Origin of the sequence: Neisseria shayeganii, assembly GCF_014054965.1 — a bacterium.
Lineage (GTDB): Bacteria > Pseudomonadota > Gammaproteobacteria > Burkholderiales > Neisseriaceae > Eikenella > Eikenella shayeganii.
The window spans coordinates 1,897,696-1,911,469 of record NZ_CP059567.1 but is presented as its reverse complement, the minus strand read 5'-3'; the positions used below and the strand labels follow the sequence as shown (position 1 = coordinate 1,911,469).

The window sequence follows — 13,774 nt, the reverse complement described above, 5'->3', positions numbered from 1 at the left end:
AAGCAGTTCGCTGTTTTCAGGTAGCCTTTTTATTGGTGCCGCTTGTTGAAACGCAGCAGCCGGCCGTGTTGTGGCGCCGCTTTGCGCTATAATCGCCGCTTTGTCTGAACTGCTTCTTTGCACGACCATGCTGCTCAATCTTTCCCTGCGCGATTTCGTGATTGTTGACGAACTGCATTTGGATTTCGACACCGGCTTTACGGTATTGACCGGCGAAACCGGTGCCGGTAAATCGATTACCTTGGATGCCATCGGCCTGCTGTTGGGCGATAAGGCGGATTTTTCACAGGTTCGGCATGGTGCGAAAGAAGCGCAATTGTCTGCTCTGTTCGACCTTTCCGAGCTGCCTGCGGTGCGGGCGGAGCTGCAGGAGCAAGGCCTGTTGGCAGAAGGGGCGGAGGAGCTCTCTCTGCGCCGCATCATCGATGCCAAGGGCAAAAGCCGAAGTTTTATCAACAATCAGGCCGCCACCTTGGCGCAGCTCAAGCAAATCGGCAGCCGCCTGATCGACATCCACGGTCAAAACGCCCACCATTCGCTCAACACCGAAGCCGCGCAGCGCGATCTGTTGGATGCCTTTTCAGGTAGCCTGGATTTGGCGGCGCAGGTCAAAACCGCCTACCGAGCTTGGCAGGCGGCACAAGAAGCCTGCCGCCAAGCGGCGGAGCAGGCCGAGCAATTGGAAACCGAGCGTGAGCGTTTGGCTTGGCAACACGGCGAATTGGAGAAGCTGGCCCCGGCGGAAGGCGAGTGGGCGTCGCTTTCCGCCAGCCATGACAGCCTGGCCCATGCGGCCGATTTGTTGCAGGCGGCGGAGAGTGTGCGCGAATACGTGGATGGGGAGGGCGGTTTGAACAGCCTGTTGTCCCGTTGCCAGAAACAACTTGCCGACCTGAGCGGCATCGAGCCCCGTTTTGCCGATAGTTTGGAGATGTTGGGAGAGATAGAGGCCCAATTGGGCGAAGTGGCCGCCAATATGCGTGCGGTTTGCGCCCATGTGGAAATCAACCCCGCAGAGTTGGCCGCCCAAGAGGCCCGAATGGGCGAGCTGATGGGCATGGCGCGTAAATACCGCATCGAACCGGAGGCCCTGCCGGCCAAATTGGCCGCCTGGGCGCAGGCATTGGCCGAGTTGGCGGCAGCGGCGGATTTGGGCGCCTTGCAGCAACAGGCGGAGGCCGCCGAAGCGGTTTATCGGGAAGCGGCCGGCCGGCTGTCGGCCGCCAGAGCCGCCGCCGCCGCCGGTTTGGCCGCCGAAACCACCGCCCATATGCAGCATTTGTCGATGAAGGGCGCGCAGTTCCAGATTGCTTTGTTGCCCGCCCAGCCTTCCGCATACGGTTTGGAGCAGGTGCAATACCAAGTGGCGGCCAACCAGGGCAGCCCCTTGCGCCCGCTGAGCAAGGTGGCTTCGGGCGGGGAATTGGCGCGCATCAGCCTGTCGCTGCAGGTGGTGACCAGCCAATATACCCAAGTGCCGACTTTGATTTTCGACGAGGTGGATACCGGCATCGGTGGGGGCGTGGCCGAAACCGTCGGCCGGGCCTTGCGGCGCTTGGGGGTCAAACATCAAGTTTTGGCGGTTACCCATTTGCCGCAAGTGGCCGCCTGCGGCGAACAGCATTGGCAGGTGGTCAAACACATGGAAAACGGCCAGACCGCCAGCGAAATCCGGCGGCTGGACGGTAGCGGGCGGGTGGAGGAAATTGCCCGTATGCTCGGCGGCGAAACTATTACCGTCACTACCCGCCGTCACGCGGAGGAAATGCTGGCTTTGGCGCAAGCAGACGGCGGGGCGTAGGCATTTGCCGTGTTAAGGCCTGCGGCATTGGATGAAGTTGTGTATGGCTTGAGGCATTTGGCTGCGGCATGTTTTAAAGCCGGAGACCTTTGCAAAACCCCCATCTGCGGCGCATTTCTGCGTTGTGCGCTGCTCGCTCACTTGCCTATCTATATGATATGTCTGCGTTCCCTGCGCTGCTACGCCTTGAACTGCATCCACATCTGGAGGTTTTGCAAAGGTCTCAGCCGGTAAAAAATGTCAAATGTTTGCAGGAGCGCTGGGATGGCGGTGCATTTTCTATATAATGCGCCCGTCTGTCTGAAGGCCGGCGGCTTTCGGATAGGGTTCTCCCACTCCGAAAGTACCGGGATGGGAAGCAATCTGTTTATTGCTCCTAACACCACATAAGGAAGAATGTCATGAAAAAAGCCGTTTATGCCGCTTTTGTTGCCGCCGCTGCTTTGGTAGCCGGCAGCGCCCAGGCCCAAACGCCAGATGTGAAACACGAAGACGCGGTACGCACCGCGTCTGTGCGCTACACCTGCCAAGGCGGCAAACGCCTGACCGTTACCTACGGCTTCAACCGCCAAGACCTGCCGGTTTATGCCTCTGCCTATATGCACGGCAAACGCCGCTACATGCCGGTGAACCTGAATGTGTCCGACAACGTGGAAACCACGTTTGGCGACGAAAACAACTTCAAACTGAGCACCGAATACTTAGACCGCCGCAACTACCGCAGCCGTTCCGTGATGGTGACTTCGCCCGGCCAAGAAATCATCTACAAGAGCTGCCGTCCGCGCCGCTAAGCGGTTTGAAACCGTAGAAGCCGAGCCGCCCGCATTTTTGCGGGCGGTTTTGTGTTCCGCGCAGGGCGCCGGCCGGCGGTTTTCAAAGCCGCCGAACTGCGCTAAAATGTCGCGTTTTGATTTTTACCCGTTTATTTGAAAGAGATACCGAATATGAAAACCGCACAAGAACTGCGCGCCGGCAATGTGTTTATGGTGGGCAACGATCCGATGGTGGTGCAAAAAACCGAATACATCAAAGGCGGCCGTTCTTCGGCCAAAGTGAGCATGAAGCTGAAAAACCTGCTCACCGGCGCCGCTTCCGAAACCATCGTTAAAGCCGACGACAAATTCGACGTGGTGGTGTTAGCCCGCAAAAACTGCACCTACAGCTATTTTGCCGATCCCATGTATGTGTTTATGGACGAAGAGTTCAACCAATACGAAATCGAAGCCGAAAACATCGGCGACAACCTGAAATTCATCGTGGACGGCATGGAAGACGTGTGCGAGGTTACCTTCTACGAAGGCAACCCGATTTCCGTGGAGCTGCCCACCATCATCGTGCGCGAAGTGGAATACACCGAGCCCGCGGTGAAAGGCGACACTTCCGGTAAGGTCATGAAAACTGCCCGTTTGGTTGGCGGCACCGAAATCCAAGTGATGTCTTACATCGAAAACGGCGACAAAGTGGAAATCGATACCCGCACCGGCGAATTCCGCAAACGTGCCTAAAACTGCTCCGTATCAAAAATCGGGCTACCTGAAAGCTGTTTCAGGTAGCCCGATTGCTTCACGATACTGTTAATAATCGCGCTGGCTGGAAAGCACGCGGCCGGTTTTGGCATCGATGATGACATCGTATTCGCCGTCGCGGCCCATCACGTCCACTTCGAAGTAGGCGCCTTGGGTACGGCTGTATTCGAAATCCACTTTGCCGGCCTGGCCACCGACCTTATCGGCCGCGATTTTGGCGGCCTGCTCGTAGCTGATGTATTGGCTGCGGTTTTGCTGGTAGTGCAGCTCGTCGTTGTCGGCAAAAGCGGGAACGGATGCGGCCATCAGTGCGGCGGCCAAGCCCCAGGCGATATTTTTACGGGTGTGCAACATGGTGAAACCTCCATAATGGGAAAAGAATAAGGCAAACAGCAGGCGCTGTTTGGCGATGGGGGTATTCTAGGCGGGGAAAATTAGCGCCGATATAGGAAAGGGTCAGGATAGGTTATCCCAACCGCAAAAATTTGTAATCGCGCAGGCAGTTTCAGGTAGCCTGCCTTTTCTTCCTTTTGTTAAAATCGCGGCTTCTTTTCCGACCCCGAAACGGCCGCCTCTCATGTCTGTTTACACCAGCGTTTCCGACTCTGAATTGCGCATTTTCCTTGAAGACTACGACCTCGGCGGCCTGGTGTCGCTGCAGGGCATCGCGCAAGGCGTGACCAACAGCAACTACTTCCTCACCACAGAACGCGGCCGTTTCGTGCTCACCATTTTCGAGGCGCTCACGCAGGAAGAGCTGCCGTTTTTTCTGGAGCTGAAACAGCATCTGAGCCGGCACGGCGTGGCCTGTCCTGCGCCGGTGGCGCGGCGGGACGGCCGTTTCGACGGCACCCTGGCCGGCAAGCCGGCCTGTTTGGTGAGCTGTCTCAACGGCCGCGACACCGCGGTGCCGGATGCCGCACAATGTTTCCACACCGGCGCCATGCTGGCACAGATGCATTTGGCCGGCCAGTCGTTTCCGCAGCACATGGACAACCCGCGGCACGCCGCTTGGTGGCAGCGCGAAAGTGCCCGCCTGCTGCCGTGTTTGGATGCCGAAGATGCGGCCTTGCTGCAAGACGAAATCGCGTTTTTGGCCGCCCACCCCGACGGGCATCTGCCGCACGGCATCATCCACGCCGATCTGTTTAAAGACAATGTACTGCTCAACGGCCACCAGGTAGCCGGATTCATCGATTTCTATTACGCCTGCTGCGGCAGCTTTGTGTACGACATCGCCATCGCCGTCAACGACTGGGCGCGGCTGGCCGACAACCGCCTGTCGCCCAAATTGCGGCAAGCGTTTCTGGACGGCTACCAAAGCGTGCGTCCTTTGAGCGAGGCGGAAGCGGCTTATCTGCCGCTGGCCCACCGTGCCGGCTGCGTCCGTTTTTGGGTATCGCGCCTGCTGGACTACCATTTCCCGCAGGGTGGAGAGATGACCTTTATCAAAGACCCGAATGTGTTCCGCGATTTATTGCTGGCGTTCCGCGATGAGGACACAAGCAGGGCCGTGACGGCGGAAGCGGCCGACCTGGACGGAAAAATTTTCCGCACCGTCTGCAACGCCGATAACGGCGAAGTGGGCGGCGAAACACGTTTCCATTACCGCCAACAAGGCGAAATGGTGTGGGCCGAATATGCCGGCGGTGAGATCCGCAAAGGCTTTCTCATCGGGCGCATGAGCACGGCCGACACCTTCGAATTCACCTACCAGCACCTGAACCGCGCCTGGCAAATCCGCAGCGGCCGCTGCCGCAGCCGCATTGAGCGGCAGGCAGACGGCCACCTGCGTTTGTACGAAAGCTGGCAATGGACGGACGGCAGCGGAAGCGGCGGAGAGTCGGTGTTGGAAGAATGTCGTTGAGCAGGCTACCTGAAAAGAGGGCGGCAGAGCAGGCGTTGCGCCTGCTTTTTGATGCCTTTCGTTTGGAAAACAAGGCTGTGATTTCCGAAAAACGCACGTTCGCAGCATATTGCTGTGCTGAGTGTTTACTTTGCCGGTGTCCCATATAGAGATTGCGCACTCCAAAAGCCATAATGGCCGATTGGATTTTTGCCGGCGCATCTTAATAGGTGACTTCAATACGCACGGTGTCTTGATACTCGCCCGGCCGATAGTCGGCGGATTCAACCTTGCCGAAGACGGGGTAGGTTTGTATGGTGCCGGTGCCCTGACCATGGGCGCGCAAGCCAGGTGCGAATCCCCAGCGGTTGTCGTGATCCGGCGGACTGCTGCGGTGCAGACTGTAAGGCACGCCGGTGCTGCCGCCGCTCTTTGGCTGCATGCTGCTGTATCCCTCCTGCTGTGCGTTATCGGAAGTGAGGCCGATGGTGTAGGGCGTACCTAGGGTACACTGCAAACGCATCTGGGTTTCCCCTCTGAGGTTTTTTGTGGTGGCGGGAACGCTGCCGAAATTGAGGTCGTCGGCTTCTACATAGCATTGTTTGGTAACGGTGGCTTGCAAGGTAAAAGGCATACGGGTGTCACCGGTGCCGAGAGCGCCGCAATCATTGCCGGCAGGCTCAAACATTAAAGCGGTTGCGGCGTTTAGAAACGTACTTTGGTATTGACCGGGCTGGACGGTTTTTTGGGAGGGTACAGCTGTTTCCGCTTCAATTCGGGCGTAAAACACCATGCTTTCCGTACCGACACGGCGGCCTGTTCCGCCGGGAATATTGATTCGAGTGTTGAGTGTTGCCCTAGCTGTGGTTGGGTTGCGGTGTGACGGGGTACCTAAAAGGGTAGAATAGTTGTTATCTATGTAGAAGTTGTACCTCAGTTTTTCGTTGTTGCCACAACTATTCAGGTTGCACATATAACGTTCGTTGATAGGGGGTTGGACAGAGCCGACCCTGCCGCCGTCTATGGCCAGGCAGACATGGAAATGCCGGGTGGCGGGATTGTCTGTTTCGCAGCGGACGGTAACATTGACTGGGATTTGTTTGGCCGAGTGTTCAAGTACATCGATGTTGCCGAAATCGATGGTCGTGCCGCCGTCAAGCGTGGCTGTGCACTGTTCTGCGCCCCATGCGGCCGGCGGCAACAGCAGGGCGGTCAAACAAGCCGATACATAAGCAGCGGCTTTTTTGTTTAAGGCAAACATACAATTTCTCCCAAATCGGGCAGCCAGGGGTTTTCAGGTAGCCGGTAGTCGATGCTGAAGCGGCAGTGTTGGCCGTCGGGCTGCACGGCGGTGAAGCCGTTGCGGCCCTCTTGCAGAGATTCGACGAACACGCGGCCGTCGAAGCCCACCACGGCCACGGCTTGGCCGTCGGTGTTGATGAGGTTGCTGCCGGGGGGCAGCCATTGGCCGTTGCCATTACGCAGGCTCCAAGAGGCGGCTTGGTAGCGTTTGAGCGGAAACGCCACCGCCACGCCGCTGCCGGCCGAGGGTACGGCCACCGCCTGATGGACTTCGGCCTGCATATCGGGCGGCAGGGCGGTGATGTCGATGCTGAGGCGGTTTTCCTGGAAGGGATGCAGGTGCGGCACCAGCAGGCGGCCGTTGCGGTTGGTTGTGCCGGCCGGGCTGTTAAACAGGCTCACGGGCACGCCGGCCACGCCGCCGGTATTCACCACGGCAAAGCTGCCGTGTACTTGGCGTGAGGCAAACAGGCTACCTGAAGCCCAGACCAGGCCGCCGTTCCAGCTGCCGTCCCAGCGGGTATCGCGGCGGCTGTGCTCGAGGCTGAGCCAGCCGTCGCCGTATTGGCTGTGGTAGTGTAGGCGGCCGTCTGCCCGCTGTTGGCGGCGGCCGGCGTATTGTTCGGTCTGCCAGCCGATCTGCCACGAGGCGTTGTTGATGCCGTTGCTGTGGCGGCTGAGGGCGGCGCGGTGGCGCTGACTGCCGTCGCTATGGCGGTGGCTGTTGAGCGAGAGATGATGGCGGCTGTCGAGACTGGCCGACAGGCTCGCATATACGCTGTGTCGGGCTTGATGTTGCTGGGTGCGGCTGGCGCCCAGCGAGAGGTACACGCGCGGGGTTAAATTGTATTGCCAGCTGGCGGTGGCGGCGCGTTCGGGCGTGTCGTCGCCGCTGCGGCTGTAGAGGTAGGAGGCGCCGAAGCTGCCCAGTTTGCCGCTGTTCCACGACAGCGACAGCGAGGCGCTGCGGTGGCGGATGTTTTTCGGTTGGTAGGCTTGCGGCTGTAACAACACATCCATGCCGGTGAAGCCGTCGTTGTGCAGACGCCAACCTGCCCCCAGCGACCAGCGGCGGTGGTGGGTGTTGAAAAACAGGCTGCTGCTGTGACCTCGCCGGCCTTGGAAGCGGCTTTCGGCATGGCTGGCATCGAGCTGCCCCCAGCGGCCGAGCACGGTGCTGGCAGCCGCTCCGTATTGGTGGTAACCGCCGCCGCCTTCCGCATGCAGTTGCAGGGTGAGGAAGTGGCTCAGGCCGCGCCGCCAGGTGGCGCTGCCCACCGGCTTTTTGTGGTAGGCGGAGGAGCCGGTGCCGTAGCCCTGCCGCAGATAACCGGCTTCCAGCGACCATTCCTGCAGGCCCTTGGCCAACAGACCGCTGCCGCTGTACAGCGGCAGATCCACCACCACGGTGCGGCCCAGAATGTCGGTGGCCACTACGCTGGCTTGGCCGCTGCCGCTGATGCCGGGCGGCAAGGTCAGCTCATACGGGCCGGCCGGCACCGATTGGCTGGATTGTTTGACGCCGTTTAAATACAGATCAACGGTGGAGGGCAGGGTGGCCGCGCCCACATAGGCCTGCAGAGGAGCGGTGCGCCGCCACGGCTGTACCGAGTAGCTGCGCGAAAGGCGGAAGCCGCCGATGCGCGAAGCACTGCCGCCGCCCAGCTGGCTGGTGGCTACATCGCCGATGCGCAGTGACAGCCCTTGCTCCGGCCACACGCTTTCCCAATAGGTGTCGAGACGGGTGAGGCTGCGCTCTTTGCCGTGAGCGCCTTCGTTTTGCCGCCAACTTTGGGTGTGGCTCAGGTAGCCTGCCGGCGTGGTCAGGCGGGCTTCGGCCAGCAGGCCGTGGCTGCGGCTGCCGCTGCTGTGGCCGCTGATGTGGGTGTCGTAATTAAGCACCGCAGCCCAGGTGGGGCGGGCGATGAGGTAATCGGCACTGTCGTTACGGGCGCCGATGCGGGTGGTGGCTAAATCCAGCCATTCAAGCGGGGCAGTGAGCAACAGCTGCTGTTGGGCGGTGCGGTAGTCCGCCGCCAAGCCGGGCAGGCTGTCCACGGCCAGCCACGGGGCGGCAGAAGGGGTGCGGCCCGGCGGCAGCCAAGCCGGCGCCAGTTCGGCCGATTCAGACTGCGCCTGCGCCAGCACCGCCTCGGGCACGGCAATGCCCAAGGCGGTCAGGGTGTCGGCCTGCACATACAGGCGCGATTCGTGTTCGGCAAACACAAACACGCCGTTGGCCGCGCGGCCGTTTACCGAAACCTGCGGATACACCGGCATCCAGGCGGAAAAAGCGGCTTCGATTTCGGTTTGCGTGAGCGGCGGCAAAGGCGAAGCCGCCGTGCTGGAGCCGATCAGACAGAGGCACAGCGCCAACGGCCGGAGGCGGCCGATGTGTTTAGGGTGCGGCAAACTCAACCTCCGGTTGTTCGATGCGGTCGTTGACTTGTACCGAAAGGCTGCCTTGGCGCACTTCGGTCGGGGCTACATCGAAAACGCGCCGCCAAGTGCGGCCCGGCAAGACATAGCCGGCCAAACCGTCTACCAGCGGGCGGATTTGCTTGCCGTCGGCAGCGGTCAGCACGATGCGTCCCAGTTGGGCATAGGCTGTGCCGTGGTTACGGGCGCTCAATTCGGTTTTGCCGCCCACGGCGCGCCACTGCCAATGCAGCTGTGTGGGCGGGTTTTCGCTTTGGTTCAAAAAGAGGGGCAGCGAATAGCGCAACACAAAGTTCAGCCCGGGGCGGGGCGTGTGTTGGGGCGGCGGCAATTCGTCGATGACCACACGGTAGGCCGTTTCTTCCGCTGAGGGCGGGCCGGTGCGGATCAGGCGCAGCTGCTGCTCGGCGCCGGGGGCCAGGCGCAACATGGGCGGGCTGGCCACCACGCCGTGGTCGGGGGCATAGACATCCTGCCCCTGTTCGTCCTGCGTCCAGCGGAACACCCGCACCTGCGCGGTCATGGCTTCGCCGCCGGTATTGGTGAGCGTGACCACCGCGGCCTGTTGCGAGGCGGGCAGAACCAGGGAAACGGGGCTGACCTGCAAACCGGCGGCCTGGGCGGCGGGTGCCGCCCAGGCCAAAACGCCGGCCAACAGGCAAGCCATAGTAGGGAATGGCTTGACAATCATAAGATGCTTACATCAAAGATTAGTAGGTAACGGTTACCTGAACGGTGTCGTTGTAGCGGCCTATCGGTTTGTCCAGTAACTGGCCGGCTTCAATTTTTCCGTACACGGTAAATGTGGTGTTATTTGCGTTTACAGAACTCCCAAAACCCGTACCTGTTTCACGAACCAAGCTAGCGCCTTCATTGCCCCATGCATTGTTATAAGTGTTATCTTTGTGTAGGGAGTAGGCAATTTTTTCGTCACCGTCAGTTCGTTTCATTGTGCCGGTACCGTCATTGTTCGAAGTACTGGTAGGCATAAGGCCGATGCTAAAACTTGTGTCTTTGCTACATTTAACTGTCAAAGCGTTCCCAGTGTCTTTTTGAGCACCTGAGGCCGTTATCTCCCCGGTTTGGCTACCAGGATATTGGCCGAAATTGATGTCGGCACCTGTTGGTGATTCAAGAGTGCCGCTATGGGTGTTGACCTCACAGGCTTTGATAATTTCGATGGTGGTTTTAAAGTTACCGGTTGCGGTTTCGGCCCAAGCAGGGCTGCCGGCTAATAAAGCGGCGGCGAAAACGGGTTGCCATAATTTCATATTTTTTCCTTCGTTTGAATCAAGTTGTCGTGATGTTGCTTGGACAGAAGCCGGCACTGATTGTGTGCCGGCTTCTGTGGGCGGGTCCGAAAAATCGTTGTGCGCCTGCCCGCCGCATGGCTACCGAGAGACAGGCGGCGTCTGTAAACATACAGCTGTTGATCTGCCGTAAAACCGGTGGTGTGGCTGATAACAGGCCGATTTAACGGATGCGGGCATTATCTATTATTACAATAAATTACACAAATATATTTTTTATTAACCAAAATTTATTAATCATAAATATTGTAAGTCTTTATCGGCGCGGGGTTTTCGGCTGATGGATTTTGGCGAATGCCAACGGCAGGCTACCGGAAAACGGTGGACGTCATCTGAGGGGTGAAGCCCTGGCTGAACCTGATGGGGTGCGCTTGCTGTGTTGCTGCGCCTTGCATGGCATCCACATCTGGGGCAAAGGTCTCTCGGTTTTGGCCTTGCCAAACCGTTTCGCCGGTTTGCTGAGGATACAATTGGGGCTACCTGAAAACGGGGTTTCAGGTAGCCCTTTGAGCAAGTTCTTACGTATGGCGGCGTGGTGCTGGCCGGCTAAACGGTGTGCTTCGGGTGATGCTGTTGTTGGTGCTTCACCACGTTCATGCCGGCGGCCACCAGGCTGCCGATGTCGGCCACATTGGCAGGCAGAATCAGGGTGTTGCCTTCTTTGGCCAGTTTGGCGAAAGCTTCCACATATTGTTCGGCCACTTTCAGGTTGACCGCTTCGTTGCCGCCGGGCTGGCGGATGGCTTCGGCCACCATGCGGATGGCGTCGGCGCTGGCTTGAGCCACCAGGCGCAGGGCCTCGGCTTCGCCTTGGGCGCGGTTGATTTGGGCGACTTTCTCACCTTGGGAAGCGTTGACGGCGGCTTGGGCTTCGCCTTCGGATTTTTTGATGTCGGCTTCGCGTTCGCCGGTGGCGAGGTTGATCTGTTCGATTTTCAAGCCTTCGGATTGGGCGATGCGGGCGCGCTTTTCGCGTTCGGCGGTGATTTGCGCCTGCATGGAACGCAGGATTTCCTGTGGCGGCACCAAGTCTTTGATTTCGTAACGCAACACTTTTACACCCCAGGAAACGGCGGCTTCGTCGAGCGAGGCGACCACGGTGCGGTTGATGTCGTCGCGCTCTTCAAAGGTTTTGTCCAATTCCATGCGGCCGATGACGGAGCGCAGGGTGGTTTGCGCCAGCTGGGTGATGGCGGTGATGTAGTTGCTGGAACCGTAGGAGGCCAGTTTGGCATCGGTTACCTGAAAGTAGATGATGCCGTCTACGGTGAGCTGGGTGTTGTCGCGGGTGATGCACACTTGGCTGGGCACGTCGAGCGGGATTTCTTTCAGCGAGTGTTTGTAGGCCACGCGGTCGAGGAAGGGGATGAGGAAGTTGAGGCCGGGCTTGAGCACGGCGTGGAAGCGGCCGAGCCGTTCGACCACGTGGGCTTCCTGCTGCGGCACCACGCGGAAGGCTTTGAAGCCGAATACGGCGAGGACGATAAATAGGATCAGGGGTAGGCTCAACCATTCCATGATGTCAGTTCTCCTGTGGGGTCAGAATCAGCACATTGCCGTCTTTGCCGGCAATGCGGGCGGTTTGCCCGGCTTGGGCGGGGAAGTCGGCACGCGCCTGCCAGGGTGCGCCGCGGTATTGCACCAGCCACAGGCCGTCGGCTTGGCGGCTGTGCAGGATCACGGTGTGGCCGATGTCCAAATCGTCATCGCTTTTCTCGGCGGGGCTGCGGTGGTGGTTTTTGCGCCAGCGGTAAACGCAGAAGATGCCGACGGCGGAGAGCAGCGCGGCCACCGACAGCGACACTTGCCAGCCGGCGTCAAACAGGCCGGCAGTGAGGCCGGCGCCGAGCAGCGAGGCGGCCACCACCAAGAGATAGACGGTGCCGACAAACATTTCCAGCACAAACAAAACGGCGGCGGCGATCAACCAATACATCATCAGCGGATTCCTTATGTGGCGGGTGCAGGCACAATGTAAAAGACGGGGCGGCTTTTGGCAAGCGGGCTACCTGAACGCCTGAAGGGGTTTCAGGTAGCCTGATTTTCAGGTAGCCCCTAAGGCGGCGGGCTTATTTGTCTAAACCTTGCTGCACCATTTGGGCGGCGCGCAAGACGGCGCGGGCTTTGTTTTGGGTTTCCTGCCATTCGGCCTCTTCGTCGGAATCGGCCACGATGCCGCCGCCGCTTTGCACATAGAGCATGCCGTCTTTGATGACGGCGGTGCGGATGGCGATGGCCAAATCCATGTCGTTATTGAAACTCCACACGCCCACGGCGCCGCCGTAGATGCAGCGTTTCTCCGGCTCCAGTTCTTCGATGATTTCCAGGGCGCGTACTTTGGGGGCGCCGGAGAGGGTGCCGGCGGGGAAGGTGGCGGCGAGGATGTCCATATTGCTCACGCCGTCTTTCAGCGTGCCTTCCACGTTGGAGACGATGTGCATCACGTGCGAATAGCGCTCGATCACCATTTTGTCGGTTACGCGCACTTGGCCGGTTTGGCTGATGCGGCCGACGTCGTTGCGGCCCAGGTCGATCAGCATCACGTGTTCGGCGGTTTCTTTTTCATCCGCCAACAGTTCGGCGGCCAGCGCGGCGTCTTCCTGCGGGGTTCGGCCGCGCAGGCGGGTGCCGGCAATCGGGCGCACCACCACGCTGCTGCCTTCGCGGCGTACCAGGATTTCGGGCGAGGAGCCGACCACGAAGAAGTCGTCGAAGTGGTAGTAAAACAGATAGGGCGAGGGGTTGAGCGTGCGCAGGGCGCGGTAGAGCGAGAGCGGGTTGTCGCTGAAGGGCTGTTTCATGCGCTGGCTGGGCACCACCTGCATGCAGTCGCCGTCGAGGATGTATTGGCGGATTTTCTGCACATAGCTTTTGTAGCGCGCTTCGCCGGTTTCGTGTTCCGGTTCGGTGGCGGGGCTGCCGAGCGAAAGGGGCAGGGCGCAGCTTTGGCGCAATCGGGTGCGCAGCTCTTCCAAGCGGGCGCGGGCTTTCAGGTAGCCTTCCGCTTCGGCGGGGTCGGCGTAAACAATGAGGTAGATTTGGCCGCTGAGGTTGTCCACCACCACCAATTCCTGCGACAGCATGAGCAGGATGTCGGGCGTGCCGATGGTGTCGGGCTTGTGCGGCTGTTGCAGGCGGTGGGCGAAGTGTTCGAAGTGGTAGATGGTTTCGTAGCCGAAGTAGCCGACCAGGCCGCCGGTGAAGCGGGGCAGGCCGGGGATGTCGGGCGTGTTGAAGCTTTGGTGGTAGGCTTCGATAAAGGGCAGCGGGTTGCCTTCGTGCACTTCCACCAGGCGGTGTTGTTCGTAGCGCTCTACTTTGCGGCCGCTGGCTTTGAGGTAGGTGTGGCAGGGCAGGCCGATGAAGGAATAACGGCCGAAGCGTTCGCCGCCGACCACGGATTCGAGCAGGTAGCTGTAAGGCTGGTTGGCGAGCTTGAGGTAGAGCGAGAGCGGGGTGTCCAAATCGGCCAGCAGCTCCTGCACCAGCGGGATGCGGTTGTAACCGGCGGCGGCTTGGGCTTGGTATTCTTGCAGGGTAATCATTTTTT

At 59.7% G+C, this 13,774-nt stretch carries 12 protein-coding genes and 1 pseudogene; 5 read left to right on the top strand and 8 right to left on the bottom strand.

What is annotated here, in order from left to right; all coding sequences use genetic code 11:
• Positions 1-127 precede the first annotated feature (127 nt).
• The 3 genes from recN to efp all read left to right on the top strand — a co-directional run bounded on the left by recN (position 128) and on the right by efp (position 3,306).
• Positions 128-1,801 carry a DNA repair protein RecN gene (gene recN, locus H3L94_RS09340; protein ID WP_182121802.1) on the top strand — a complete coding sequence of 558 codons (1,674 nt, stop codon included), beginning with the start codon at positions 128-130 and terminating at the stop codon, positions 1,799-1,801.
• 401 nt (positions 1,802-2,202) lie between these two features.
• Entirely contained in the window at positions 2,203-2,592 is a 390-nt protein-coding gene (locus H3L94_RS09335) for an ACP-like domain-containing protein (RefSeq protein WP_182121801.1), read from the top strand.
• Positions 2,593-2,745: 153 nt separating this feature from the next.
• The gene (efp, locus tag H3L94_RS09330; RefSeq protein ID WP_040660994.1) at positions 2,746-3,306 is read left to right on the top strand and encodes an elongation factor P; all 561 of its coding nucleotides are present in this window, start codon (positions 2,746-2,748) and stop codon (positions 3,304-3,306) included.
• Positions 3,307-3,375: 69 nt separating this feature from the next.
• Here efp and H3L94_RS09325 read toward each other — a convergent pair whose 3' ends face one another.
• Entirely contained in the window at positions 3,376-3,681 is a 306-nt protein-coding gene (locus tag H3L94_RS09325) for a PepSY domain-containing protein (RefSeq protein WP_182121800.1), read from the bottom strand.
• 223 nt (positions 3,682-3,904) lie between these two features.
• On the opposite strand from H3L94_RS09325, the pseudogene thrB reads away from it, so the two are divergent.
• A pseudogene (gene thrB / locus H3L94_RS09320) lies at positions 3,905-4,813 on the top strand (homoserine kinase); the annotation flags it as partial.
• Entirely contained in the window at positions 4,790-5,194 is a 405-nt protein-coding gene (locus H3L94_RS13130; RefSeq protein ID WP_483406972.1) for an avidin-fold protein, read from the top strand. The pseudogene thrB and the gene H3L94_RS13130, both read left to right, overlap by 24 nt.
• Positions 5,195-5,396: 202 nt before the next feature.
• Here H3L94_RS13130 and H3L94_RS09315 read toward each other — a convergent pair whose 3' ends face one another.
• From H3L94_RS09315 to trpE, 7 genes are all read right to left on the bottom strand, one after another.
• A complete protein-coding gene (locus H3L94_RS09315; RefSeq protein WP_182121798.1) occupies positions 5,397-6,434 on the bottom strand; it encodes a Csu type fimbrial protein in 1,038 nt (345 codons plus the stop codon).
• Positions 6,422-8,887 (bottom strand): fimbria/pilus outer membrane usher protein, encoded by a 2,466-nt coding sequence (locus tag H3L94_RS09310; protein WP_182121797.1) that lies wholly within the window; start codon positions 8,885-8,887, stop codon positions 6,422-6,424. Before H3L94_RS09310 ends, H3L94_RS09315 begins: the two co-directional genes overlap by 13 nt.
• Entirely contained in the window at positions 8,874-9,581 is a 708-nt protein-coding gene (locus tag H3L94_RS09305; RefSeq protein WP_182121796.1) for a fimbrial biogenesis chaperone, read from the bottom strand. The genes H3L94_RS09310 and H3L94_RS09305 overlap by 14 nt, the downstream gene beginning before the upstream one ends.
• A 43-nt stretch (positions 9,582-9,624) precedes the next feature.
• Complete coding sequence (locus H3L94_RS09300) at positions 9,625-10,185, bottom strand: Csu type fimbrial protein (RefSeq protein WP_182121795.1); 561 nt, start codon at positions 10,183-10,185, stop codon at positions 9,625-9,627.
• 585 nt (positions 10,186-10,770) lie between these two features.
• Positions 10,771-11,742, bottom strand: a complete 972-nt coding sequence (locus tag H3L94_RS09295) for an SPFH domain-containing protein (protein ID WP_009118716.1) — start codon at positions 11,740-11,742, stop codon at positions 10,771-10,773.
• A 4-nt stretch (positions 11,743-11,746) separates the two neighbouring features.
• A complete protein-coding gene (locus H3L94_RS09290) occupies positions 11,747-12,163 on the bottom strand; it encodes an NfeD family protein (protein WP_182121794.1) in 417 nt (138 codons plus the stop codon).
• A gap of 130 nt (positions 12,164-12,293) precedes the next feature.
• Complete coding sequence (gene trpE, locus H3L94_RS09285) at positions 12,294-13,769, bottom strand: anthranilate synthase component I (protein ID WP_182121793.1); 1,476 nt, start codon at positions 13,767-13,769, stop codon at positions 12,294-12,296.
• Positions 13,770-13,774 lie beyond the last annotated feature (5 nt).